The sequence below is a fragment of the Paraburkholderia tropica genome (assembly GCF_014171495.1).
GTDB classification, from domain to species: domain Bacteria; phylum Pseudomonadota; class Gammaproteobacteria; order Burkholderiales; family Burkholderiaceae; genus Paraburkholderia; species Paraburkholderia tropica.
Genome location: NZ_CP049134.1, coordinates 2,665,926 through 2,689,966, shown reverse-complemented (window position 1 = coordinate 2,689,966; position 24,041 = coordinate 2,665,926). Strand labels below are relative to the sequence as shown.

19 protein-coding genes, 1 pseudogene and 1 riboswitch are annotated in these 24,041 nt (G+C 64.5%); of the genes and pseudogenes, 4 read left to right on the top strand and 16 right to left on the bottom strand.

The genetic code is table 11. From position 1 onward, the window contains the following. Positions 1-22: 22 nt before the first annotated feature. The 16 genes and pseudogenes from G5S35_RS12150 to G5S35_RS12075 all read right to left on the bottom strand — a co-directional run bounded on the left by G5S35_RS12150 (position 23) and on the right by G5S35_RS12075 (position 20,021). Positions 23-2,250, bottom strand: a pseudogene (locus G5S35_RS12150) (polysaccharide biosynthesis tyrosine autokinase). A gap of 58 nt (positions 2,251-2,308) precedes the next feature. Next, positions 2,309-2,737, bottom strand: coding sequence for a low molecular weight protein-tyrosine-phosphatase (locus tag G5S35_RS12145; RefSeq protein ID WP_074986769.1), 429 nt, complete (start codon positions 2,735-2,737; stop codon positions 2,309-2,311). After that, positions 2,734-3,630: a polysaccharide biosynthesis/export family protein gene (locus tag G5S35_RS12140; protein ID WP_390969101.1), complete on the bottom strand. Its 897-nt coding sequence runs from the start codon at positions 3,628-3,630 to the stop codon at positions 2,734-2,736. The genes G5S35_RS12145 and G5S35_RS12140 overlap by 4 nt, the downstream gene beginning before the upstream one ends. A 413-nt stretch (positions 3,631-4,043) precedes the next feature. Next, a complete protein-coding gene (locus G5S35_RS12135; protein ID WP_074986767.1) occupies positions 4,044-5,111 on the bottom strand; it encodes a sugar transferase in 1,068 nt (355 codons plus the stop codon). A gap of 792 nt (positions 5,112-5,903) precedes the next feature. Continuing rightward, a complete protein-coding gene (locus G5S35_RS12130; RefSeq protein WP_183038332.1) occupies positions 5,904-6,800 on the bottom strand; it encodes a YgjP-like metallopeptidase domain-containing protein in 897 nt (298 codons plus the stop codon). Between the two features lie 226 nt (positions 6,801-7,026). Continuing rightward, the gene (locus G5S35_RS12125; RefSeq protein WP_065059342.1) at positions 7,027-7,788 is read right to left on the bottom strand and encodes a lysophospholipid acyltransferase family protein; all 762 of its coding nucleotides are present in this window, start codon (positions 7,786-7,788) and stop codon (positions 7,027-7,029) included. Positions 7,789-7,935: 147 nt separating this feature from the next. After that, positions 7,936-8,499, bottom strand: a complete 564-nt coding sequence (gene gmhB, locus G5S35_RS12120; protein ID WP_183038331.1) for a D-glycero-beta-D-manno-heptose 1,7-bisphosphate 7-phosphatase — start codon at positions 8,497-8,499, stop codon at positions 7,936-7,938. 43 nt (positions 8,500-8,542) lie between these two features. Further along, entirely contained in the window at positions 8,543-10,642 is a 2,100-nt protein-coding gene (gene glyS / locus G5S35_RS12115; RefSeq protein WP_183038330.1) for a glycine--tRNA ligase subunit beta, read from the bottom strand. 16 nt (positions 10,643-10,658) lie between these two features. Next, positions 10,659-11,666 (bottom strand): glycine--tRNA ligase subunit alpha, encoded by a 1,008-nt coding sequence (glyQ, locus tag G5S35_RS12110; protein ID WP_074986765.1) that lies wholly within the window; start codon positions 11,664-11,666, stop codon positions 10,659-10,661. A 243-nt stretch (positions 11,667-11,909) separates the two neighbouring features. Further along, the gene (gene lnt, locus G5S35_RS12105) at positions 11,910-13,640 is read right to left on the bottom strand and encodes an apolipoprotein N-acyltransferase (RefSeq protein WP_183038329.1); all 1,731 of its coding nucleotides are present in this window, start codon (positions 13,638-13,640) and stop codon (positions 11,910-11,912) included. A gap of 256 nt (positions 13,641-13,896) precedes the next feature. Further along, on the bottom strand, positions 13,897-14,787 hold the full coding sequence (locus tag G5S35_RS12100; RefSeq protein ID WP_065059338.1) for an HlyC/CorC family transporter: 891 nt from the start codon (positions 14,785-14,787) through the stop codon (positions 13,897-13,899). 165 nt (positions 14,788-14,952) lie between these two features. Further along, on the bottom strand, positions 14,953-15,657 hold the full coding sequence (locus G5S35_RS12095) for a gamma-glutamylcyclotransferase (RefSeq protein WP_080180644.1): 705 nt from the start codon (positions 15,655-15,657) through the stop codon (positions 14,953-14,955). 36 nt (positions 15,658-15,693) lie between these two features. After that, complete coding sequence (ybeY, locus tag G5S35_RS12090; RefSeq protein ID WP_065059337.1) at positions 15,694-16,155, bottom strand: rRNA maturation RNase YbeY; 462 nt, start codon at positions 16,153-16,155, stop codon at positions 15,694-15,696. Between the two features lie 29 nt (positions 16,156-16,184). Next, positions 16,185-17,288 carry a PhoH family protein gene (locus G5S35_RS12085; RefSeq protein ID WP_065059336.1) on the bottom strand — a complete coding sequence of 368 codons (1,104 nt, stop codon included), beginning with the start codon at positions 17,286-17,288 and terminating at the stop codon, positions 16,185-16,187. Positions 17,289-17,345: 57 nt separating this feature from the next. After that, the gene (gene miaB, locus G5S35_RS12080; RefSeq protein ID WP_074986763.1) at positions 17,346-18,719 is read right to left on the bottom strand and encodes a tRNA (N6-isopentenyl adenosine(37)-C2)-methylthiotransferase MiaB; all 1,374 of its coding nucleotides are present in this window, start codon (positions 18,717-18,719) and stop codon (positions 17,346-17,348) included. A 249-nt stretch (positions 18,720-18,968) separates the two neighbouring features. After that, complete coding sequence (locus G5S35_RS12075) at positions 18,969-20,021, bottom strand: LysR family transcriptional regulator (protein WP_080180645.1); 1,053 nt, start codon at positions 20,019-20,021, stop codon at positions 18,969-18,971. 136 nt (positions 20,022-20,157) lie between these two features. On the opposite strand from G5S35_RS12075, the gene G5S35_RS12070 reads away from it, so the two are divergent. The 4 genes from G5S35_RS12070 to ribB all read left to right on the top strand — a co-directional run bounded on the left by G5S35_RS12070 (position 20,158) and on the right by ribB (position 24,008). After that, on the top strand, positions 20,158-20,553 hold the full coding sequence (locus G5S35_RS12070) for a VOC family protein (RefSeq protein WP_183038328.1): 396 nt from the start codon (positions 20,158-20,160) through the stop codon (positions 20,551-20,553). Between the two features lie 82 nt (positions 20,554-20,635). Further along, positions 20,636-21,826, top strand: coding sequence for an MFS transporter (locus G5S35_RS12065; RefSeq protein ID WP_065059333.1), 1,191 nt, complete (start codon positions 20,636-20,638; stop codon positions 21,824-21,826). A gap of 176 nt (positions 21,827-22,002) precedes the next feature. Then, positions 22,003-22,827, top strand: a complete 825-nt coding sequence (locus G5S35_RS12060; RefSeq protein WP_080180646.1) for a helix-turn-helix domain-containing protein — start codon at positions 22,003-22,005, stop codon at positions 22,825-22,827. Positions 22,828-22,931: 104 nt separating this feature from the next. After that, a riboswitch (FMN riboswitch) is annotated at positions 22,932-23,117 on the top strand. 174 nt (positions 23,118-23,291) lie between these two features. Continuing rightward, a complete protein-coding gene (gene ribB, locus G5S35_RS12055; RefSeq protein WP_065059332.1) occupies positions 23,292-24,008 on the top strand; it encodes a 3,4-dihydroxy-2-butanone-4-phosphate synthase in 717 nt (238 codons plus the stop codon). The last annotated feature ends 33 nt before the right edge of the window (positions 24,009-24,041 follow it).

Genomic DNA, 24,041 nt, shown 5'->3' with positions numbered 1-24,041 from the left:
TCCAACTGCTGATGGCGATGCGTTATTCATCGCCATCCGTGTCGTACTTGTACGCGACGTAACGGTAAGCACCATGCTTCGAGCCATAGAGCGAGAGTGGCGAGCGCGGGTTGACACCGTTGAAAACAATCCCGCTCACACGGATGTCACTTGTCGTCAGGCGTTTGACGGTTTCCGCGATTTCGCCAAGTCGAGTGATGCCGGAGTGGGCAACGATTAACGTCGTGCCGGCATTGATCGCGAGTGCCTCCGTATCGGATACGGCGAGAACAGGCGGCGAATCGATCAGCACGATGTCATACTCGCTGGACAGTCGCGCAATCAGTTGCGCAATGCGCTTGCTTGCGAGCATTTCTGCTGGGTTGGATGGCCGTGCGCCGGTCGAGATGAAATCGAGTCGGTCGCAAACCTGCCTATGAATCGCGCTAGCTTCGCTGGCGCTGCCCAGTACGAGCTCGGACAGACCGACGCCTCGTTCGATGCCGAGTGTTTTGTGGAGATGGCCTTTGCGGAGGTCCGCGTCGACGAGAATGACGCGCTTACCTGCCTGTGCGATTACGTTGGCCAAGTTGGCCGATATAAACGATTTGCCGATACCCGGCGTCGGTCCCGTCACGAGGAGCACATTGTTTTTTGCGCTCTGAATGCCAATGAGGATCGAGGTTCGAAGGCTGCGCAGACTCTCGACGGCCGGATCGTCGGGCACTGCGCTCGCGAGTAGTACACCGGGGCCGCGCATTTTCATCAGATTTTTCAGCACGACACTGCGCGGTACGGTTGCGCAAACAGGAATCGAGAGAAATTGTTCGACTTCGTGCGGATCGGTGATGCCGCGAAAGAGCATGGAGCGAATGATCGCGAGGCAACATCCGGCCAGCACGCCGAGCATGAGCGCAGCGACGCAAATCAGCAGACGTTTCGGCTTAACCCGCTTTTCTGGAACTACCGCGCGGTCGACGAGGCGGACGTCACCGACCTTTCCTGCGCGGATCAGCTGGAGTTGCGCGACATTATTCAGGAGCGCGGTGTAGAGGTCGGTATTGACCTTTACGTCGAGCATTCTGCGTACGGATTCCTGCTGAAGCTGGGGCAGATCACGGATCTCGCGGGTTGCTTCGCCGTTATACGCGTTGAGAGTGCTGATCTGCTCGTCAAGCGCAACTACAGCGGGATGTTGAGCCGTATAGCGGCTCAGCAGTTCCTGACGTTTCTGCTGCAGTTCGAGCAGGCGTGCGCTTGCATCCGCCGATTTGGCGAGTGTCAGTTTCGCTTGTTCTGTGAGATCGACTGCACCGTGTTCAATGTTAAAAGACGTAAGGCTGTCTTCCGCAGCCGTGAGCTGATCGCGCAGATGGGGGATCTGCTCATTGAGGAAGCGAATGGATTGCGCGGCCTCCGCAGACTTGCGTTCGACGTTCTGCCGCAAATATTGGCTGCCAATTTCGTTAAGCGTGTCTGCGACACGTTGCGGGTCAGTGTCTTCAAGGCTGGCGACCATGACGTCGGATTGTTTGACGCGCTCCTGAACATCGAGTGCCTTCTGAATGTCCTCGATCGTTTCCAGGCGAGATTGACGGATGAGCTTGAATTTTGCGCCGCTGCGAGCGAAGAGCGAATCGATGGACAGCAGGATCGGACCATCGGCGGTCATGAAGGTTTCGAGCCTGCCAGTCTTGCCTTCGAACGCTCGATCAAGGTCTGCGCCGGACAACTGATAGTGGTTTGGTCCCAGCATCGTTACCCAGAATTTGTCGCCCTGGAATTTCACCGGAACGTCGAAGCGGGAGACCGCAATCGATTCGTTACCCCATGTATAGCCGCCGAAGCCTAAGAGACCGGGGATGATAGCTTCTGGTTGTGCCGCGAGATCCATTGCCCCAACACTGGAAGCCAGTGCGGTTCCGCGGTTATCTGAAGGTTGAGGTTATCTACCGTGCGCGAAATGACGAGCCTGGACGCAAGGATCTGTGTTTCTGCGGCTGCGGAAGATTTGACGTTGAACAGCGAGGAAACGTCGCCGAGCAAACCTCGCGTTGCGTTTGAGTCAGGCGAGTCCTGCACCTGAACGAGAATATTGGCACGGTATATCGGCTGGGCAATAAACGCATAGGCGCCGCCCAGCAACAGGAAACACATTGCAGTGATCGCGATGAGCCAACGACTGTCGAACAGCATGTCGAGCGTGGCGACAAAGTCGTTGTTGCTAGCGGACTCGGCGTTGCTTTTCGGATTTTCGGTGGGCCAATGCATGGAATCGCTCATGTCGCCGTTTCCGGCGTAAAACGTGTTCTGTCGAGGTGAATGGCGTTCAGAGCGCAGCGAGCTTGGCGAGCCAGCTATCCACGCTAGAAGCGATGACGCTTTCGCATTCGGCGAATGCCGGACGGGGAAGCCGATATGGGTCGACGATGTCGACGTTTACATGTTCGCCAAGGCGGAAAACCTTGCCGCGCGCCGTTGGGTAGCGCGATTCGAGCCGCCGGCGTTGTGCGAGGTCCATAACCAGAATGAGGTCGGATTCCGAGCACAATTTTTCGGTAATCTGCTGGCTGCGGTGCGCGCTGATATCGATGCCACGAGCGCTCATCACGTCACAGGCGTGTTCGGCGGCGCCGTGACCGACAAGGGCGCTGAGCCCTGCCGACGCGGCGCGATACCCGTGTTTGCGAAACATCGCTTCGCCCATCGGACTGCGGCAGATATTGCCTTCACAGACGACGAGGATTTGACCGATCATTTCGCCACCACTGCTGCAGCGACACTGGCGTTAATGACCGGAAGAAGCAGATTGAGCACGCGGCTGAAGCGAACAAGGCCATTGCCGTCGACGTAGACAACGTCATTCGCCCGCAGGGGGAACTGGTTGGCGAGCAACATGGCGACCGGCGAGCGCGCGTCGAGATGGAAAACCTCCGGCTCACTTTCTCGTGCACCCCTGATCACATAGAGCTGCGCTGCATCCGCAGTGCCGTTGTTGATGCTGCCGGCCTGGGCGAGTGCCTCGCTGAGGGTGAGCGTACCGTTGCGTCGCGGGAGCGCCGTTGTCGGCTTGTTGACTTCACCCATGACAAATACGGCGCTGTCATCGCGCGCGCCTATGTGTACGCGATCTCCCGACTTGAGGATGATGCCGCCGCCGAGGCTATTCTGCGCCCGTGAATCCGCCAGATTGAACGACTCGGTAATTCCGTCGCGCACCAGCGTGACGCGGCTTTGATCCGCGCTATCCAGGAAGCCACCGGCACGGCTGACAGCCTCATAAAGCGTCATGGGGACGTCGTTGACCTGCTGCGTGCCAGGGTTGCGGACTTCGCCTTCTATATAGATTTGCTTGGAACGATACGATGCGACACGGACAGTGACCTGCGGAGACTGAAAGAGCTTGCTTAGCGCGCGCGTGAGCTGGAGTTGCACTTGATCCAGGCGTAATCCTTCGACAGGCATTTGCCCAACGTACGGGAATTGCAATTTGCCGTTCTGATCGACGACAAAGCCGGCAGGTGCGTCGGACGGGCGGGCGACAGCGCCAGTTTGTGGTCCAGCCGCGGCCGCAAATTCAGGGTGATCCCAGACTGTGATTTGCAGAACATCACCCGGTCCAAGCGTGTAGGCGCGTGGTCCCGATTCCATGCGCGTAGGCCTACTCGACCCGACGGATTCCGAGGCGATTAGCTCCTGCACGAGTGCCGGTGTGACCTCCCTGATGGGGATCGGAGGTAACGCAGCCGAAGAAGCATCTGCTTGTGCCGCCGCGCCACTGCTCACTTCGTCCCCGGCGCGATGCGCTGAAGTCTCCATTCGCATCCCTGGCACGATCGCGCACGCACTGAGTGTCGTACATAGCGCGAGCATCACGGCTACGCGAGCAGTCGCACGGGGAGAAAAATGGCGGATGCGCAACTGGACAGGACGTACTGCAGCTTGCCGTCCTGCGCGAACCGATACCATCGGGGCAGTCTTTGAAAACATCATCTTCAACTTCGTACGCGCTCCTTGCTCCGTCAGGAGCAAGGAGCGCAGATTCAAAAGAAGGCCGGTGCCGGTCAGTAGGCGCCGCGGCCGTGCAAGACGACATCGAACGTCTTCAGCAAAATGTGCAAATCCCTGAAGAACGACCAGTTTCGGATATAGGAAACATCAAGGCGGACGCGCGTCGGGTAGTCCGTGTTGTTGCGTCCACTGACTTGCCAGAGGCCCGTCATACCGGGCTTCACGGACAGGTAGTACTCGGCGTCTCGTCCATAGCGGGGGAGTTCCGCAACCACGATTGGGCGAGGGCCAACGAGGCTCATGTCGCCGCGCAAGACATTGAGCAATTGCGGAAGCTCGTCGAGGCTCGTACGCCGCAGAAATTTTCCGACCGTGGTGATTCGTACATCGTTTTTGAGCTTGTGCTCACGGTCCCATTCGATCCGCGCTTCGGTATCGTTGGCTAGAAGCTCCTGCAAGACGGCTTCAGCGTTGGGCACCATGGAGCGAAATTTGAAGCAACGGAAGGGCGTGCCGTCGTATCCAACTCGCAGGTGTCCGAAGATTGCGGGGGCGCCATCACGTCGGACGAGCACGGCAAGGACGACGAGGATGGGCGAGAGCAGGAACAGTAAAAGCGAGGCGACGACGATATCGAACACGCGCTTGAGGCTGCGGCCGACGTTGTTCCCGTATACAGGTAGCGCGCCGGTCGCCGACTGACCCGTTGCGGAAGCGTGCGGGCCGGTAACGGGTCTCTTGGCGGTGACGCGCAGTGCAACGAAGGTGAGCGTGTGCCACGCAACGAGGCAACAGGCGCTAGCGATGGTCCAGTGGTAGAACCACTGGCCAGAAAGGACGTCGGGGCGACGAAGCAACTGCAATAGCAAGAGGCTGCCACACTGGACCAGGATCCAGCCGAGCAACGTCTTGGCTATGAGGCGGACGACCGAACTGCGTTGGAGCGCACGGTAGATTCCGCAAGCTGGAAAGACTGAGAGAGCAAATGCGGCGGCAAATGCGACGAGCAATCCATCGAATGTGTCATGGCGACTACCGTTCGAGGTATTGATCCATACCGGTAATAGGGCGCCCAAGATGACAAGCATTACGTCAATCGTGCGCGGTAAAATCCTTGACATGGAAAAACTCCCGATTAGTGCGCCTGAAAATCCATTAATGCCGTGGTGTTGATCTGATGCGTGCGCCTTGAGTTTCAGTTGTCAATGACGCATTGGCTGGAGATGCGCAATAAGACGAAAGGTTTCTCCGGATGTCGGAAACCTTTGATCGACGTATATTGCGAAAGCGAGCTGCGTGATCACGAAAGAGGCCAGAAAATCCTGCCATTGAGCGTGATTATCGATCTTGGAGTCAACTCATTCATGTTCACCATTCCTGAGCATCCATTTATTTCACTGATAACTGAATCAGAAATCGCTTAAAGATGTCGCGGAAGCCTGTCGAGGGAGCAAATTTTATGATGTCATCGGAGTATTCTGATATCGGACTTTTCCTAAATTATTGTTTGTATTTTTTGATATATAAAATATTTGTCGTTGTTAATTATTGTTGATGTCAGTTTTTATTTTAATGACGGATTTTTCTGTGCTTTGTGTAGGAGAGATCGGGTCGCATGAATCGCCTGCTGTTTGAAGCGGTGGCGCGTTGCTTAAGTGGTCGGTGTGGGGCGCGCACGTTCGTTTGCGAGCGGTTTGCGAAAAGGCCGAGAGGGCGCGCATGCGCGTTACGCGAATCGTGAGCCGAATGAGGTACCACGGTGCGGCACTTTCTGCATGATGCTTGCTACCCAGCGGGAGGGCCGCCGGCAGTTTGGAGGAGTGTCGAAAGGAGAGACTGACCTGCTAGCTGCTGGTCGCACAAAGAGGGCTAGCTGCGCTAACAATCGGGGTGTCTGCGGCTCTGTGCCCCCCTCAAATCCCCGGCACCATCTCCGGCGGATGCTGCTTCAACTGCTTCCTCGCCTCGCGAAACTCCGGAAAGATCGACTCGACCGTCTGCCAGAACCGCGGACTATGATTCATCTCGCGCAAGTGCGCGAGCTCATGCGCCACCACATAGTCCACGATGGAAAGCGGAAAATGAATCAACCGCCAGTTGAGCCGAATCCGTTCTTCGCTTGAACAACTGCCCCAACGCGTCATCGCCGACGAAAGCGCATACGAGCGAAAGCCCACCCCCAATTTCTCCGCATACACAGCCAGCCGCTCGCCAAAAATCCGCGTAGCCTCGCTTTGCAACCAGCCCGTCACGCGATCCTTGATCTGCTGCGCGTCGGCGTTCATCGGCAGCGGCAACGCGAGCACGCGCGTTTCCTCATCGAAAGCCAGCATCGACGCACCGAGCGCCACACGCATCGGCTTCCCGAGATACGGCAGCTCCGCGCCATCGCGCCATTCCACGCGCGGCAGCGCGCGCTGTTCCACACGCGTCTGCCACTCCGTGAGCTTCGCAAAGATCCAGCGCTGCTTCTCGGCGATAGCGGTTTCGATATCGGCGATCGTGACCCAGCGCGGCGCGGTGATCGTGAGCCCCGATCCGTCGATGGCAAAGCCGATCGACTTGCGCGACGATCGTTTGAGCCGGTAATACAGGGTCCGCGAGCCGAGCACGAGCGTGCGCAGCTTCGTGCCGTCGGGCGCGAGCGGCGCCTTGGGCGGCGCGCTGGAAGTGGGCGGTGCAAACTGGGCCGACGGCGAAGGTGAATCGGCCGTCGGTGTGGCAGCAGGCGCCGGCTCGGCAAAGAGCGGCAGATCGAGTTGCCGGTTGTCGAGCGCCGCGGAAGGGCGCTGCGTAGGGGGCTTCTGCATCGTCAGGCCTGGAGCGGGATTGCGTGTGCGGCGAGGAGCGCGTGTGCGTGCCGGCGAACCGCGTGCCGAATCGCGCTGCGGCAGAACATGCGAATCGTGCGAATCGTGCGGAACAAACACCGCACGCAATACGGCCCGCAGCACCGCGAACAGGACAGACAGCGCACGCAGCACCGCCGCGATGGCTGTCTGCGCAACGTGACGCTTGCGGCGCTCGCGCCGCGCGTCAGGCTTTCGCTGCGTTTGCCTTGGCGCCATCCGTTTCGCGATACGCATCCGGATCGATCCGGCGCATTTCGGCTTCGATCCAGTTTTCCACGCGGGTATTCACTTCGTCGGGCGAGAGCCCGGTCGTCTCGATCGGCTTGCCGATCGACACCGTGACTATACCCGGATATTTAATAAACGAGTTTCGGGGCCAGACGTGTCCCGCATTGTGCGCGATGGGCACCACGGGCGCGCCCGTTTCGATGGCGAAGCGCGGGCCGCCGGTCTTGTACTTGCCGGTCTTGCCCACGGGAATGCGCGTGCCTTCGGGGAACATGATCACCCATGCACCTTCGGCCATGCGCTGCTTGCCCTGGCGGATCACCGAGGTGAACGCGTTCTTGCCTTCCTTGCGGTTGATGTGAACCATCTTCAGCATGCCGAGCGCCCAGCCGAAGAACGGCACGTACAGCAGTTCGCGCTTGAAGACGTAGCACAGCGGGCGCGGCATCAGCGCGGGAAACGCGAACGTCTCCCACGCGGATTGATGCTTCGAGAGCAGCACGGCGGGGCCGTTGGGCAGGTTCTCCATGCCCTCGATGCGGTAGCGAATACCGTTGAGGTAGCGCGCGACGAACAGCGTCGAGCGGCACCAGCCGACCGCCATCCAGTAACGCCGCGTGGCGTTCAGGAACGGAAACGCGATGAAGCACGCGGTCGCGTACGGCATCGTGTAGACGATCAGGTAGACGAACAACAGCAGGGAGCGGATGAAGCGCATCGGTTGGACCGTTCGTGAAGCGTGCGCGGCAGGGCGGGCGTCGTCAGACGCGCCGCCGCGCGGTGGGGAGCAGGCATCGGCACCGGCTTGCGCCGGGCGATGCGGATTCGGTCGAGCGTACGCCGTTCATGCGTGCGCTCGCCGGGGTCAGGCGTTGTCGTTCGCGAGGAAGTCGAGCGCGAAGGCACGCAGGTCGTCGTGCACCTTCGTGCCTTCGGGCAGACCGCCCGCGGCCAGCGTCTTCTTGCCTTTGCCCGTGAGCACGAGATGCATCGCGAAGCCGAGCGCCGCGCCGGCTTCGAGGTCGCGCAGCGAATCGCCCACCACGGGCGTATCGGCGGGATCGATCTCGAAGCGGTCGGCGATCATCTTCAGCATGCCGGGCTTGGGCTTGCGGCAGTCGCAGTGGTCCTGCGAGGTGTGCGGGCAGAAGAACACGGCGTCGATGCGCGCGCCCACGGCCGTGGCCTGGCGGTGCATCTTCGCGTGCATGGCGTTGAGCGCCGTCGTGTCGAACAAACCGCGTCCGATGCCGGACTGGTTCGTCGCGACGGCGACGCGATAGCCCGCCTGATTCAGGCGAGCGATCGCTTCGAGGCTGCCGGGCAGCGCGACCCATTCGTCCGGCGACTTGATGAAGGCGTCGGAATCGACGTTGATCACGCCGTCGCGGTCGAGGATCACGATCTTGCGGCTGGTGCTGGTCGGCATGGCGTCGCGTCTGGTTGGGTCTGGCGGATGTCCGTGCCGGCGATCACGCCGCGAGGCGCGAAATGTCGGCCACGCTGTTCATCTGGCGATGCAGCGCCTTGAGCAGCGCGAGGCGGTTGGCCCGCAGCGCCGGATCTTCGGCATTGACCATCACGTCGTTGAAGAACGTGTCGACGGTTTCGCGCAGCGCCGCGAGCGCCGTGAGCGCACCCGTGTAATCGCGCGCGGCCAGTTGCGATTCCACGCGCGGCGCGACCTGTTCGAGCTGCGCGTAGAGCGCCTTTTCGGCGTTCTCCGTGAACAGCGCGATCTGCACGCCCGCATCTTCGGTGCCCTCGGACTTCTTGAGGATGTTCGAGATGCGCTTGTTGGCCGCCGCGAGCGAGGCCGCTTCGTTGAGCGCCGCGAATTCGCGCACGGCGTCCAGACGCGCGATCACGTCGTCGAAGCGCGTGGGGTTCAGCGCGAGCACCGCATCCACTTCCTGCGCCGCGTAGCCGCGTTCGCGCAGCTGGCCGCGCAGACGGTCCATGCAGAATTCGTAGATCGCCTGGGTCGATTCCGCGACGGCTTCGACGCCCGCGAACTGCGAGTACGTCGTGCGCAGCAGTTCAACGAGGTCGAGCGGCAGTTGCTTCTCGACCAGGATGCGCAGCACGCCCAGCGCGTGGCGGCGCAGTGCGAACGGATCCTTTTCGCCGGTGGGCGCGAGGCCGATGCCCCAGATGCCGACCAGCGTTTCGAGCTTGTCCGCGAGCGCGACGATCGTGCCCGTGGCGGTGGTCGGCAGCTCGTCGCCGGAGAAGCGCGGCTGATAGTGCTCGGAGCAGGCGATCGCCACTTCTTCCGCTTCGCCGTCGTGGCGCGCGTAGTAGGTGCCCATCGTGCCTTGCAGCTCGGGGAATTCGCCGACCATGTCGGTCAGCAGGTCGGCCTTGGCCAGACGCGCGCCGCGTTCGGCGAGCGCGATGTTCGCGCCGCACATCAGCGCGATGGCGCCCGCGAGTGCTTCGAGGCGCTCCACGCGTTGCAGCGTCGAGCCGAGCTTGTTGTGATAGACCACGTTGGCGAGCAGCGGCACGCGGTCGGCCAGCGGCTTCTTCTTGTCCTGCTCGAAGAAGAACTTGGCGTCGGCCAGACGCGGGCGCACGACGCGCTCGTTGCCTTCGACGATCTCGACCGGCGTGGCCGTCTCGATGTTCGAGACGATCAGGAAGCGCGAGCGCAGGCGGCCTTCGTCGTCGGTCAGCGCGAAGTACTTCTGGTTCGTCTGCATCGTGAGGATCAGGCATTCCTGCGGCACCTGCAGGAATTCTTCCTCGAACTGGCACGCGTACACGACCGGCCATTCGACGAGCGAATTCACTTCGTCGAGCAGCGAGTCGGGCATGACCACCTTGTCGTCGCCGGCGGTTTCGACCAGTTGCGCGCGGATCGATTCGCGGCGCTCGCTGTAGCTCGCGATCACGCGGCCCTTGTGCTGGAGCGTGTGCGCGTAGTCGTCGGCCTGGGTGATGGCGATCGGGCCTTCCGAGAGGAAGCGATGGCCGCGCGTGGTGTCGCCGGCGTCGATGCCGAATGCGCTCACCGGCACGATCTGGTCGGCGTGCAGCACCGTGAGGCGATGCACCGGGCGCACGAACTGCACGTCGCTGCCGTCCGGGCGCTGGTACTTCATGACCTTCGGAATCGGCAGCTTGGCGAGCGCTTCGTCGAGCACGGCCTGCAGGCCGTCGGCGAGCGTGACGCCCGGCGCGGCGTAGCGCAGGAAGAACGCTTCGTTCTTGCCGTCGCTCGCGCGTTCGAGGTCGCTGACCGGGAAGTCGGGGAAGCCGAGCGCCGCGAGTTTCTTCGCGAGCGGCGCGGTGGGCTGGCCGTTGGCGTCGAGTGCGACCGACACCGGCAGCACTTTCTCGCGCACCTGTTTTTCGGGCGCGACGCTGCGCACGTTCTTGATCGTCACGGCGAGACGGCGCGGCGTGGCGAAGCGTTCGAACGACAGATCGCCTTCGATCAGGTCGCGCGCGGCGAGGCGTTGCGCGATGCCTTCGGCGAAAGCGTCGCCGAGACGCGCGAGGGCCTTCGGCGGCAGTTCCTCGGTCAGCAGTTCGACGAGGAGAGTGGCGTGATGAGCTTGGGTCATTGTTCTGGAGATCCGGTCATTCCTCGGCGAACTTGCGTTCGACCTTCAGCGGCGGCGCCCAGGCGGGCATCGCGGCGTCCTGTTCGTCGGTGGTCAGGCCGGGCACGCCGTGCACCGGATTGCCGAGCATCGGGAAGCCGAGCTTTTCGCGCGATTCGTAGTACGACTGCGCCACGTTGCGCGACAGCGCGCGAATGCGGCCGATGTACGCCGCGCGCTCCGTCACGGAGATCGCGCCGCGCGCGTCGAGCAGGTTGAAGGTGTGGCCGGCCTTGAGCACGAGTTCGTAGGCGGGCAGCGCGAGCTGATGTTCCATCATGCGCTTCGCTTCGCTTTCGTACGCGTTGAAGAACGTGAACAGCAGGTCGACGTTCGCGTGCTCGAAGTTATAGGTCGATTGCTCGACCTCGTTCTGGTGATAGACGTCGCCATACGTGAGGCGGCGGATCTCGGGGCCGTTCGGGCCTTGTTCTTCCCACTCGGTCCAGACGAGGTCGTAGACGTTCTCGACCTTCTGCAGATACATCGCGAGGCGTTCGAGACCGTAGGTGATTTCGCCGAGCACCGGCTTGCAGTCGATGCCGCCCACCTGCTGGAAGTAGGTGAACTGCGTGACTTCCATGCCGTTGAGCCAGACTTCCCAGCCGAGTCCCCAGGCGCCGAGCGTGGGGTTCTCCCAGTCGTCTTCCACGAAGCGCACGTCGTTCTGCTTCAGGTCGAAGCCGAGCGCTTCGAGCGAGCCGAGGTACAGGTCGAGGATGTTTTCCGGCGCGGGCTTGAGCACCACTTGATACTGATAGTAGTGCTGCAGGCGGTTCGGGTTCTCGCCGTAGCGGCCGTCCTTCGGGCGGCGCGACGGCTGCACGTAGGCCGCGCGCCACGGCTCGGGGCCGATCGCGCGCAGGAAGGTGTGGACGTGCGAGGTGCCGGCGCCGACTTCCATGTCGATCGGCTGGAGCAGCGCGCAGCCCTGCTTGTCCCAGTAAGACTGGAGCGTCAGGATGATTTGCTGAAACGTGAGCATGTGTGCCTGCAGTGTCTTTTAGGGCGGGAGGCGCGGGCTCCGGCGGTTGGCGGCCTGGCGAGCCCGCGGCGGGCGGTGCGCGGCGACATGCGCCGCCGCTCGCCCTTCGCGGGTTGCGGCCCCGGCCTGGAGGCGCCTTGTGCTAAAACCTGGTGCTAAAACGCTGAATTTTACCGGATTGCCGGGGCGTTGAGACCTGGACCCGCTTCGGCATGGCGATCGGGCCTGTTCAGCGATGCGCCGTCACGCCTTCTTGCGCCCCGGCCGTCCCGGTCCGAACGCGAATCCGAACGCCAGCAACAGCAGCGAAAGCGCGATCACCGTGTTGTTGCCGCTCGTCACGTAGGGCGTGAAACCGCTCGTGCCTTCCACGCGCACGTCGAGCGAACCCGCCGTGAAGGTGGGCAGGCGCGCGATCACCTTGCCGTGCGCGTCGATCGCGGCGGTCGCGCCGGTATTGGTCGCGCGCAGCATCGGGCGGCCGGTTTCGAGCGAGCGCATGCGCGCGATCTGCAGATGCTGGTCGAGCGCGATGGTGTCGCCGAACCACGCGAGATTCGTCGAGTTGATGAGAATGCCCGGCGAAACCGGGTTCTCGCGCACGGTGCGCGCGATTTCCTCGCCGAAAATATCCTCGTAGCAGATATCGACGGCGACCGGCTGGTTGTGCACGAGGAACGGCGGCTGCACGGGCGCGCCGCGCGCGAAGTCGCCGAGCGGGATGTTCATCAGGTTGACGAACCAGCGGAAGCCCCACGGCACGAACTCGCCGAACGGCACGAGGTGATGCTTGTCGTAGCGGTACAGACCGTTCTGGCCCGGCGTGATGCCGAACAGGCTGTTGGTGTAGTCGGTTACGCGGCCGTCGGGCGTGATGGTCGCGCCCACGGCGCCGAACAGGATCGCCGTGCCGGTCGTGTCCGCGAACGCGCGGATGTCGCGGCCGAACTTCTCCGGTACCTGCTGCACCAGCAGCGGCACCGCCGTTTCGGGCGTGACGACGAGATCGGCGGGCTTTTCGGTGATGAGTTTCTGGAACTCGTTGAGCGCGTCCATCATGCCGGACTCGGAAAACTTCATTTCCTGCTTCACGTTGCCTTGCAGCAGGCGCACGTTGAGCGGCGCGTTGGCCGGATGCGTCCATGGCACGAGCGGCAGCAGCAGACCCGCGACGATGACGGCGACAGCGGCCACCGCAGGCACCGCGAACGCCGACGTCGATGCTGACTTCGATGCCGCATGCGCGTTGCCGCTTGCATCCGCGACATCATGCTTCGGCGCCTGCCGACGCCCGACCGCGCGCACGAGCGTCTGCACGACCAGCGCCGCGACGAGCGCCAGCACCCAGCCCACGCCGTACACGCCGACGATCGGTGCGAAGCCCGCGAGCGGGCCGTCCACCTGCGCGTAGCCGCTGGAGAGCCACGGGAAGCCCGTGAAAACGTAGCCGCGCGCCCATTCGCCGAGCGCCCACGCGCTGGCGAACGCAAAGGCGCCGTGCCACGTGGGCGAGAACGGCAGATCGCCGCTGCGTCCGCTGCTGCGTCCATTGCGCGCATGTCCGGCGCAGAACGACCAGACGAGCGACGCGAGCGCCGGATACAGCCCCAGATAGAGCGAGAACAGCACGAGCGCCGCGCCCGCGAGCACGGCGGGCATGCCGCCGTAGAAATGCATGCTCACGTAGAGCCACCAGACGCCCGTCACGAAATTGCCGAAGCCGAACGCCCAGCCCGTGAACAGCGCGCTTTTCCAGCCGGTGGTGCGCGTGAGCCAGAAGTAGAAGCCCGCGAAGATCGCGATTTCGAGCCAGCCGCCGTGCGGCGTCGGCGCGAACGACAGCGTGTTGAGCGCGCCCAGCGCGGCGGCGGCGAGGTAGTGCCAGGCGGGCAGCGCGCGGCGTGCGGCGCTGTCTTTGCCGGCGGCGGCGGCGGGTGCGCCGTTGCGCGAGCGGGAGTCGATCGGTTCAGCCATGAATATGCGGGAGTCAGCCGTGCGGCTGGGGCGGCGCGCGAGGCGCGGGTTCCGGAAACGTTCGCTGGCACGGCGTGCGTGCAGCGTGCGCAACGATAGCATTTTCGCGCGTCGGTTTCGGGGTGCGCGGGTTTCGGCAGCTTTCGCCGGATTTCGGGCGCGATCGAATTCGGCGACGATCAAGCAAAACGCCGGCGCGAAGGCCGGCGTTCTGGTCGGGCGCGGCGCGTCACGCGTGTGGCGTGACGCCGCTGGCTCAGGCCGGCGGTTGCAGCGCGGCTTCGCGCTGGCCCGCGAGCGGGTCGCGGCGCACCAGCAGCATGTGCACCTGGCGGGCGTCGGCGCGCAGCACCTCGAAAATCAGGTCGCCGAGACGCACCTTCTCGCCGCGATGCGGCACGTGGCCGAAATGATTCGTCACGTAACCGCCGATTGTGTCCACTTCTTCATCGGGGAAATGGGTGCCGAACGCCTCGTTGAACTGCACGAGTTCGGTGAGCGCGCGCACGCGGAAGCGGCCGTCGGGCGAAGCGATGATGTTGCCGCTTTCCTCGTCGAAGTCGTATTCGTCCTCGATGTCGCCGACGATCTGCTCCAGCACGTCCTCGATCGTGATCAGGCCGGCCACGCCGCCGTATTCGTCCACGACGATGGCGATGTGATTGCGGTTCTGCCGGAAGTCGTGCAGCAGCACGTTCAGGCGCTTCGACTCGGGGATGAACACGGCCGGGCGCAGCATGCCGCGCACGTCGAATTCCTCCTCGGCGTAATAGCGCAGCAGATCCTTCGCGAGCAGCACGCCGATCACGTTGTCGCGATTGCCTTCGTAGACCGGATAGCGCGAGTGCGCCTTGTCCAGCACGTACGGGATGAATTCGTCCGGGCTCTCGGCGATGTTGATCGCGTCCATCTGGGCGCGCGGCACCATGATGTCGCGCGCGCACAGCTCGGACACCTGGAACACGCCTTCGATCATCGAAAGCGAATCGGCGTCGATCAGATTACGCGCGTGCGCGTCCTGGAGAATTTCGAGAAGCTCGCTGCGCGAGTCGGGCTCGGGCGAGATGAAGTCGGTCAGACGCTCGAGGAGCGAGCGCTTTTCCTGCGGTTTGTCGGCTTGTCTTCGACTGGGATAAGAGTCGTTCATGGTGGTGCGCCCGTCTGCCCTCGGAGGGCGGGCGCGCTGTTGCGGAAGGGAAAGGATACAACATGCGCGTGGCGTCACCGTGTAAGCGGCGCGCCTTCGCATCCATCCTAACGCAGATGCGGCACCATCGCGCGTCGGACGAAATTCAGGATTCGGGGACGGGGCTCACGCGCAGCGCGCGAGCAGCCGCTCCAGCGCGCGGTCGGGCATGCCCGTCTCGCGCAGGGCGTCGACGGTGCGGCGCACGTAGTCGAGCGTCGTGCCGTAGCGGCCCGTGGCGCAGCCGAACACGGTGCGCACGGTGTTTTCGTCGAGTTTGCCGGTGTAGGTGGGTACGTCGCGGCGCATCACGAACGAGAGCGCGGTGACGCGCCGACCGTCTTCGAGCGCGCACGGCAGCCACGCGGGCCGGTACGAGCCCATCGGCATTTCGCGTCGCCAGAGCGCTTCCAGATGCGGCATCACGCCTTCGGCCGCGAGGCGGAACGCCACACCCGCGCACGAACCGCCGCGGTCGAGCGCGAGCACGAGGCCCGGCTGCTCGGGCGTGCCGCGATTCACGCGCGACCACAGATACAGGCCGCGATGGTAGCCATGCACGCGCGAGCGCACGTTCTCGACGGTCGGCAGGCCGGGGTTCCAGATCAGCGAGCCATAGCCGAACAGCCAGAGGTCGCTTTCGCGGTCCCAGTCGCGCAGCGTGCAGTCGAGCGAGGCGCGCAGATCGTCTTCGGTGAGCAGGCGCGGATCGCCGAGCGCGGGCGGATAGCCGGGGCAGGCCGCAACGCCGGCATCACGCGCGCCGGGGACGCCCTCCGACTGAGGTTGCGCGGAGGGGGCGTCGAAGGCGGGCGTGCTCTTGTCGTTCATGGCGGAGGGCGCGCGGTGCGCGGCGCGTGGAGGTCCTTATTTGTACGGATCGGGAAAACCGAGCGAGTTGAGGACTTCGGTCTCGATGCCTTCCATCTCTTCGGCTTCGGCGTCGTCCTCGTGATCGTAGCCTTGCGCATGCAGCGCGCCGTGCACCAGCAGATGCGCGTAGTGCGCGGCGAGCGGCTTGTTCTGCTCGGCGGCTTCCTTTTCCACCACCGGGCAGCAGAGGATCAGGTCGCCCGTGACCGGGTCGTCCTCGCTCTCCGCGTAGGCGAAGGTGAGGACGTTGGTCGCGTAGTCCTTGCCGCGATAGCTGCGGTTGAGCGTGCGGCCTTCCTCGGCGTCGACGAAGCGCACGGTCAGCTCCGCGTCGGCGAACAGCGCCGCCTTCACCCAGGCCGCCACGGTCGCGCGCGGCAGCGCGGCCTTGTGCTCGGGAAACGCCTTCGCGGCGGGGAACTGAAGGTTCAGTTTGAGTTTCGGTGCGCGGGACATGTTGAGCTGTCGATCGGATTCAGCACTGATCAGCGTGCGTCGGCGCCGCTGTCGTCCTTCTTCGAATGCGCGTCGTAAGCCTCGACGATACGCGCGACGAGCGGATGACGCACCACGTCCGCGCTCGTGAAGTGCGTGACGGCGATGCCGCGCACGTTCGCGAGCACATGCTGCGCCTCGATCAGCCCGCTCTTGTGGCCGCGCGGCAAGTCCACCTGGGTGGTGTCGCCGGTCACGACCGCCTTCGAGCCGAAGCCGATACGCGTGAGGAACATCTTCATCTGCTCGGGCGTGGTGTTCTGCGCCTCGTCGAGGATGATGAACGCGTGATTGAGCGTGCGGCCGCGCATGTACGCGAGCGGCGCGATTTCGATCATCTGGCGCTCGAACATCTTCGCCGTCTTGTCGAAGCCGAGCAGATCGTAGAGCGCGTCGTAGAGCGGGCGCAGATACGGATCGACCTTCTGCGCGAGATCGCCGGGCAGGAAGCCCAGGCGCTCGCCCGCTTCGACGGCCGGGCGCGTCAGCACGATGCGCTTGACCTGATCGCGTTCGAGCGCGTCGACCGCGCAGGCCACCGCGAGATAGGTCTTGCCCGTGCCCGCCGGCCCGATGCCGAAGGTCACGTCGTGCGAGATGATCTGCTTCAGGTACTCGCGCTGCGCTGGCGTGCGGCCGCGCAGGTCGGCGCGACGCGTGTAGAGCTTCGGACCTTGCTCTTCGACGTCGATATCGTCGCGCGCCGGTTCGTCGAACGGATGGTCGGGATCGCCGCGAAAACGCGGATCGAGTTCCGCGCCGTCGTCGGACTTGCCGTTGCCGCCATTCCCGCCGTTACCGTTCGCGCGCGCATTCGCGCGGCTCGCCAGATGGCGCGCCTCGACCAGCGCGAGCTGGATGTCGTCGACGGAAAGCGGATCGCGTGCCTTGTTGTAGAAGTTTTCGAGCGCGGTGAGCGCGAGCTTCGCGCCGCGGCCGCGAATCGAAATCCGATGGCCGCGCCGTGCGAGCGTCACGTCGAGCGCCTGCTCGATCTGCCGCAGATTTTCGTCGAGCGGGCCGCAGAGGTTGGCGAGCCGCGCGTTGTCGTCGTGCGGCGCGGTGAATTCCAGATGCTGCTGATTCGGCTTCAAGGTGTCTCTGAACTCCCGTGTTCCGTGAGTGGCGCGCTGCAGGTGCCGGATGGCGATTTAGTGCGACAGCGCCGAATTGCCCTCGTGCGCGAGCACCAGCTCGCCGCGCAGCGAGTGCGGGTACGCGTGGTTGATCTTCACGTCGATCATCTGGCCGATCAGGCGTGCGTGCGAAGCGAGCGGCGCCGGGAAGTTCACCACACGGTTGTTTTCCGTGCGGCCCGACAGTTCGCTCGGATCCTTGCGCGACGGACCTTCGACCAGAATGCGCTCGACGCGTCCGACCATCGACTGGCTGATGCGCTGCACGTTTTCTTCGATCGTCGCCTGCAGATGTTGCAGACGCTTGAGCTTCACTTCGCGCGGCGTGTCGTCTTCCAGGTTCGCGGCGGGCGTGCCCGGACGCGGACTGTAGATGAACGAGAAGCTCGTGTCGTAGCTCATCTCTTCGACGAGCTTCATGGTCTTTTCGAAATCTTCCTCGGTCTCGCCCGGGAAGCCGACGATGATGTCGGTCGAGAGCGAGAGGTCGGGGCGGATCGCGCGCAGCTTGCGGATCACCGACTTGTATTCGAGCACGGTGTAGCCGCGCTTCATCGCCATCAGCACGCGGTCGGAGCCGTGCTGCACGGGCAGATGCAGGTGGTTCACGAGCTTCGGCACCTTCGCGTAGGTGTCGATCAGGCGCTGCGTGAATTCCTTCGGATGCGAGGTCGTGTAGCGAATGCGCTCGATGCCCGGGATGTCGGCGACGTATTCGATCAGCGTGGCGAAGTCGGCGATTTCGCTCGCGCCTTGCGTGAGCTGGCCGCGATAGGCGTTGACGTTCTGGCCGAGCAGCGTGACTTCGCGCACGCCCTGGTCGGCGAGACCGGCGACTTCGGTGAGCACGTCGTCGAGCGGACGCGAGACTTCGTCGCCGCGCGTGTAGGGCACGACGCAGTAGCTGCAATATTTCGAGCAGCCTTCCATGATCGAGACGAATGCGCTCGGGCCTTCCACGCGCGCGGGCGGCAGATGGTCGAACTTCTCGATTTCGGGGAAGGTGATGTCGACCTGCGCGCGGCCCGAGGCGCGGCGCGCGTCGATCATCTGCGGCAGGCGGTGCAGCGTTTGCGGACCGAACACCAGATCGACATACGGCGCGCGCTGGACGATGGCCGCGCCTTCCTGGCTCGCCACGCAACCGCCCACGCCGATCAACAGATTCGGGTTCGCTTCCTTCAGTTCGCGCACGCGGCCGAGGTCGGAAAAGACTTTTTCCTGGGCCTTTTCGCGCACCGAGCAGGTGTTGAACAGGATCACGTCCGCGTCTTCGGGCGTGTCGGTTTTCACGAGGCCTTCAGCGGCGCCGAGTACGTCGACCATCTTGTCGGAGTCGTACTCGTTCATCTGGCAGCCAAACGTCTTTACATAAACTTTCTTGGTCATCGGGGTTCGCCGTTCGCAGTGGTTCACCTGGGGGCGTCGTCCGGTTGATGCACGAAATGCACGTCGGGACTACGGTGAAAATTGGGGCTGAAGCGGGTGGCCGGCCTGCGAAGGCTGTGGCGCACAGTGGGGCGGTTCGCTGGCGGGTTTGTCTGGTGCCCTGGCGCGCGTTTTTTGCGTGCGCATTGGCTTCTGATGCCGCCGGATGACTACGCGAACCATCGTTCAGCTTAATCCGACATTATAGCCTTATGCGCTGACGGCCTTGCGGCCCCGCGAGCGGGCCGGCGCGGCGCCGGCCGCCGTGCCCGACACGACTTCCACGCCGTTCGCGCCTTGCGCGTGTTCCGCCTGTTTCGCGTGTTTCGGGTCTTCCGCCCAGGGCACAAGCGCGCTCAACTCGTGCGCCGCCTGGGCGAAACGCTCGGACAGGAAATCCAGCAGCACGCGCACGCGCGGCGCGAGATAGCGGTTGCGATGGTAGAGCGCGTGCACGGGCTGCTCGGCGTAACGCCAGTCCGGCATGACGATCCGCAGCCGCCCGGCGCGCAGGTCGTCGGCCACGTCCCAGATCGATTTCACCGATAAACCGTAGCCGCACAGCGTCCACTGGCGCACGGCCTCGCCGTCCGAGCTTTCGAGCGCGTTCTCCAGCGGCACGACGTAGGTCTGCGACGCGTTCCCGCGCGTGAAGCGCCACTCGTTGACGGGGCCCGCCGGCGAGCCGATGACGATGCAATCGAAGCGCGCGAGATCGGCGGGCTCGTGCGGCTCGCCGTGGCGGGCGATGTAATCGGGCGCGGCGCACAGCACGCGCGGGTTCGGTGCGAGCCGCCGCGCGATCAGCGAACTGTCCTGCGGCGTGCCGAAGCGGATCGCCAGATCGATGTCCTCGAGCACGAGATTCGAGATCGAATCGGTCAGCGTGAGCGCGAAACGCACTTCGGGATAGTGCGAGCGGAATTCGTCGAGCCACGACATCAGCAGATTGCGGCCGAAGTCGGACGTCGCCGAGATGCGCACCTTGCCGCGCACTGCGTTCTGGCCCTCCTGCAACGCGGCCTTGGCGTCGTCGAGCGAGCGCAGCGCGCTTTCGCTGCAATTGAGATAGGCGCGGCCTTCGTCGGTCAGGCGCAACTGACGCGTGGTGCGGTCGAACAGGCGCGCACGCAGCTCCGCTTCGAGCCGCGCGAGCCGGGCGCTGGCCGCCGCCGGCGTGAGGCCCAGCTTGCGGCCCGCCGCCGACAGGCTGCCGAGCCGCGCGGCTTCCACGAAAAGGCGCACGTCGCCGAGATTGTCCATGTCGATACCGGGAAGATTATTAGACAGCGTTTGAAAATCCTTCAAATGCTACGCCAATTATCAAGTCTGCGCCGAAGCTGGACAATGCGCGTGTTTTCAGGATTCGCCACGCAGGGAACCACGCAAGGACGCCGCCATGCAACTCGATCACGTCACGCTCGTCACGCCCGATCTGGACGGCACGCGCCGTTTTTTCTGCGAGATCGCGGGGCTGGAGGACGGGCCGCGTCCGCCGTTTTCTGTCGGCGGCCACTGGCTCTATGCGCAAGGCCGCGCGGTGATCCATCTCGTCGAGGCGACCGTGCCTGCGACGCGCGCGTTGGCGGCTACGCGCACGGCGCCGCGTCTCGATCATTTCGCGCTGCGCGTCGCGCCCGGCGACGAATGGCGCGCGCTGCTCGCGCGGCTGCGCTCGCATGGCGTGCCGTACCAACTCGCCGACGTGCCGCTGAGCGGCGAGCGTCAGGCGTTCGTCGCGCTCGCGCCGGGCGTGGTGGTCGAGTTCGTGACGTCGGCGGACGACGCGGCCTGATCGCCGACCTTCGCACTCCGACCTCTGCCCTGAAACGCGCACCAACACAACGCAACACCCTGGCTGTCCTCTGGAGATTTCGATGCCTATTCCCTTGCTCGCGCTGGCGATCAGCGCTTTTGCCATCGGCACCACCGAGTTCCTCATCATGGGCCTGTTGCCCGACGTCGCGCGCGATCTCGGCGTGACGATTCCCGCCGCGGGCCTGCTCGTCACCGGCTACGCGCTCGGCGTCGCGGTGGGCGCGCCGCTGCTCGCCGTGCTCACCAGCCGCATGCCGCGCAAGCTCGCGCTGCAATTGCTGATGGGCGTGTTCATCGTCGGCAACGTGATGTGCGCGGTCGCCGGCAACTACTCGCTGCTGATGGTCGCGCGCGTCGTGGCCTCGTTCGCGCACGGCTCGTTCTTCGGCATCGGCGCCGTGGTCGCGGCCTCGCTCGTGCCGCAGGAAAAGCGCGCCAGCGCCATCGCGATGATGTTCACGGGCCTCACGCTCGCGACCGTGCTCGGCGTGCCGTTCGGCACCGCGATCGGCCAGCAGTTCGGCTGGCGCGTGGCGTTCTGGATCGTCAGCGGCTTCGGCGTGATTTCGCTGCTCGGCGTGACCGCGCTGGTGCCGAATCTGCACGATCACGCGCCCGCCGGACTCGGCCACGAAGTGCGCGTGCTGCGCGATCCGCAGGTGTGGATCGCGCTCGGCATGACGGTGCTGGGCTTCGGCGGCGTGTTCGTCGTGTTCACCTACATCGCGCCGATTCTGGAGCAGGTGAGCGGTTTCTCGCCGCGCGGCGTGACGCTGATGCTCGTGCTGTTCGGCGTGGGGCTCACGCTCGGCAACATGCTCGGCGGCAAGCTCGCGGACCGTGCGCTGATGCCGTCGCTGATGGGCATCCTGATCGCGCTCGCCGTGGTCATGGCGATCTTCACGAAGACGAGCCACGCGGCGATTCCGGCGGCGATCACGGTGTTCGTCTGGGGCATCGCGGCGTTCGCGACCGTGCCGCCGCTGCAAATGCGCGTGGTGGCGAAGGCCGCCGCCGCGCCGAATCTGGCCTCGACGCTGAACATCGGCGCGTTCAACGTGGGCAACGCGATGGGCGCGTGGCTCGGCGGTCTCGTCATCACGCGTGGCCTCGCGCTCGATGCGCTGCCGTGGGTGGCCGCCGCCGTCTCGATCGCGGCGCTCGCGCTGACCTGGCTGGCGGCGCGGCTCGACGCGCGCGAAACCGGCGGCGCGGCGGCGCGCGTGGCGGTGAGTCAGGACGCCTGCTGAACCCGCGTGGCGCACAGTCCGGGCATATCGCATACGCGCACAAGCATTCCCGAAAACGCGCTCTGCAATGCTGATATCAGTGTGAAGATAACTTCGTTGGGCGCGGCGGGACGCGATGCTAGTCTTGCCTCCATTCAAGCAATTGCGCCGGTTCGCGGCGCGTCTGGGAGGCTGCCATGCATTCACCGCTCGCGCTCGTGAGCCACGCGCAGGCCGATCGTCCGGCCGCACATCGCGGTACGACGCATCGCCGCGACGACGATCTCGCCGTCGACATCGACACTGTTTCGGATCACGAAGCGATTGTTCGCGGCGTCGACGAACGCTCTGCATTCGCCGTTGCGCCGCTTGCACAAGCGACAGCACAAACCGAGGCGCACGACAGCGCCGCCAACGCGTTCGATGCACTCGAACATCTCGTCGGCGTGAACCTCGCGCGGCTGCGCGCCGAGCGTCAACTCTCGCTCGATGCGCTGGCGCGTGCCTCGGGCGTGTCGCGCGCGATGCTCGCCCAGGTGGAGTCGGCGCGCAGCGTGCCGTCGATCAAGGTGCTCTGCAAGGTCGCGGCGGCGCTTAAGGTATCGGTGTCGGCGTTCCTGCGCCGTCATGCGGTGAACGGCTTCGAGCATCTGCCCGCCGAACGCGCGCCGCGCCGCGTAAGCGCCGACGGCCGTTATTCGGCTCGCGCGCTCTATCCCGAGGACGAGCCCGCCGCCGCCGAGTTTCACGAACTGCGCATCGCGCCGCTGCACACCGAGCCGGGCACGCGCCGCGCGCCGGGCACGACCGTCAACCTCGTGGTCAGCGAAGGCACGCTCGAAGTGAGCGTGCACGATCGCCGCCAGTTGCTCGCGACCGGCGACGCCATCGTGTTCGACGCCGACCAGCCGCACAGCCTGCGCAATCCGGGCGACACCGAGGCGCGCGTGTTCCGCGTGACGCGCAACGCCGAGACGCCGCCGCGCTGGGACGTGCCGCAAGCCGCGCCGCAGACGCTCTGAGATCGGTGCGCGCCCGGTGCGCGCATTTGTCCAGTGGGTCTTTGCCGCGCTGCACGATCGGGCGCGACGCGGTATGCTTCTTCCGCCGGTTCAACCGGTAATCAGTGCGTCTTCAGGGCGGGGTGCAATTCCCCACCGGCGGTATGCCGGCCGGGCCGAAAGGCCAGCCGGTGAGCCCGCGAGCGCCTGTGCGTGAGTCGCTGCAAGCTGTTTTCGTCTCGCGCGCAGGGTCAGCAGATCTGGTGCGAAGCCAGAGCCGACGGTCATAGTCCGGATGAGAGAAGATGTGCAGATGGTCATGTTTGCCCATCCGCCGCGGCGTTGCGTCTGCGTGCGCGTGGCGTCGTCCGGCCTTGAGCCGGGTGCCGCGCGCGGCGCTCGCGAGATGCCGCGTGCCGGGGATTCCTGTCTGTTTGCAATGCCCTGAAACGTTTTTCGCCCAACTCTTGCGAGGAGCGTTTCACATGTCCTTTACCCGCAATCTCCCGGTCGAGCAGCCGCTCGACGCCATCGCCGATCTTCCCTTGCTCGACACCGAGCCGGTGCCCCCGCGCATCGCCGCCGCGCTGCAGGCCATGCGCGAAGGCCGTCCCGTCGTCCTTCAGGACGATCACGACCGCGAGGACGAAGCCGATCTCGTCTGCGCCGCCGAGAACCTGACTAACGAAACGATGGCGCTGTTCATCCGCGAATGCAGCGGCATCGTCTGCCTGTGCCTCTCCGACGAGAAAGTGCGCGCGCTCGAACTGCCGCCGATGGTCGCGCGCAACGAGAGCCGCAACCGCACGGCCTTCACCGTCTCGATTGAGGCGCGCGAGGGCGTGAGCACGGGCGTGTCGGCCGCCGACCGCGTGACGACGATCCGCGCGGCCATCGCGGCCGGCGCGAAGCCCGCCGACATCGTGAGCCCCGGCCACGTGTTCCCGCTGCGCGCGCAGCCGGGCGGCGTGCTCGCGCGCCGCGGCCATACCGAAGGCACCGTCGACCTGGCGGCGCTCGCCGGTCTGGAGCCCGCCGGCGTGCTGTGCGAACTGATGAATCCGGACGGCACGATGGCGCGCGGCCAGCAGGTCGACGACTTCGCGAAGCTGCACAATTTGCCGATGCTGACGATCGCCGAGCTGGCGGCATTCCGCGCCTCGCTCGCCGAGGTGCGCGAACGCAGCGCCGAACTGGTGTAAGGCGCGTTCGAAACGTGAAGGTGCCGCAGGCCG

What these genes read in the sequence shown, in the direction of transcription:
- G5S35_RS12075 (WP_080180645.1), bottom strand. Translation starts at nt 20,021, where the DNA reads ATGGACAATCTCGGCGACGTGCGCCTTTTCGTGGAAGCCGCGCGGCTC.
- miaB (WP_074986763.1), bottom strand. Translation starts at nt 18,719, where the DNA reads ATGACCAAGAAAGTTTATGTAAAGACGTTTGGCTGCCAGATGAACGAG.
- G5S35_RS12100 (WP_065059338.1), bottom strand. Translation starts at nt 14,787, where the DNA reads ATGAACGACTCTTATCCCAGTCGAAGACAAGCCGACAAACCGCAGGAA.
- G5S35_RS12065 (WP_065059333.1), top strand. Translation starts at nt 20,636, where the DNA reads ATGCCTATTCCCTTGCTCGCGCTGGCGATCAGCGCTTTTGCCATCGGC.
- lnt (WP_183038329.1), bottom strand. Translation starts at nt 13,640, where the DNA reads ATGGCTGAACCGATCGACTCCCGCTCGCGCAACGGCGCACCCGCCGCC.
- ribB (WP_065059332.1), top strand. Translation starts at nt 23,292, where the DNA reads ATGTCCTTTACCCGCAATCTCCCGGTCGAGCAGCCGCTCGACGCCATC.
- gmhB (WP_183038331.1), bottom strand. Translation starts at nt 8,499, where the DNA reads ATGCCGACCAGCACCAGCCGCAAGATCGTGATCCTCGACCGCGACGGC.
- G5S35_RS12130 (WP_183038332.1), bottom strand. Translation starts at nt 6,800, where the DNA reads ATGCAGAAGCCCCCTACGCAGCGCCCTTCCGCGGCGCTCGACAACCGG.
- glyQ (WP_074986765.1), bottom strand. Translation starts at nt 11,666, where the DNA reads ATGCTCACGTTTCAGCAAATCATCCTGACGCTCCAGTCTTACTGGGAC.
- glyS (WP_183038330.1), bottom strand. Translation starts at nt 10,642, where the DNA reads ATGACCCAAGCTCATCACGCCACTCTCCTCGTCGAACTGCTGACCGAG.
- G5S35_RS12145 (WP_074986769.1), bottom strand. Translation starts at nt 2,737, where the DNA reads ATGATCGGTCAAATCCTCGTCGTCTGTGAAGGCAATATCTGCCGCAGT.
- G5S35_RS12140 (WP_390969101.1), bottom strand. Translation starts at nt 3,630, where the DNA reads ATGGAATCGGGACCACGCGCCTACACGCTTGGACCGGGTGATGTTCTG.
- ybeY (WP_065059337.1), bottom strand. Translation starts at nt 16,155, where the DNA reads ATGTCCCGCGCACCGAAACTCAAACTGAACCTTCAGTTCCCCGCCGCG.
- G5S35_RS12135 (WP_074986767.1), bottom strand. Translation starts at nt 5,111, where the DNA reads ATGTCAAGGATTTTACCGCGCACGATTGACGTAATGCTTGTCATCTTG.
- G5S35_RS12070 (WP_183038328.1), top strand. Translation starts at nt 20,158, where the DNA reads ATGCAACTCGATCACGTCACGCTCGTCACGCCCGATCTGGACGGCACG.
- G5S35_RS12060 (WP_080180646.1), top strand. Translation starts at nt 22,003, where the DNA reads ATGCATTCACCGCTCGCGCTCGTGAGCCACGCGCAGGCCGATCGTCCG.
- G5S35_RS12095 (WP_080180644.1), bottom strand. Translation starts at nt 15,657, where the DNA reads ATGAACGACAAGAGCACGCCCGCCTTCGACGCCCCCTCCGCGCAACCT.
- G5S35_RS12125 (WP_065059342.1), bottom strand. Translation starts at nt 7,788, where the DNA reads ATGCGCTTCATCCGCTCCCTGCTGTTGTTCGTCTACCTGATCGTCTAC.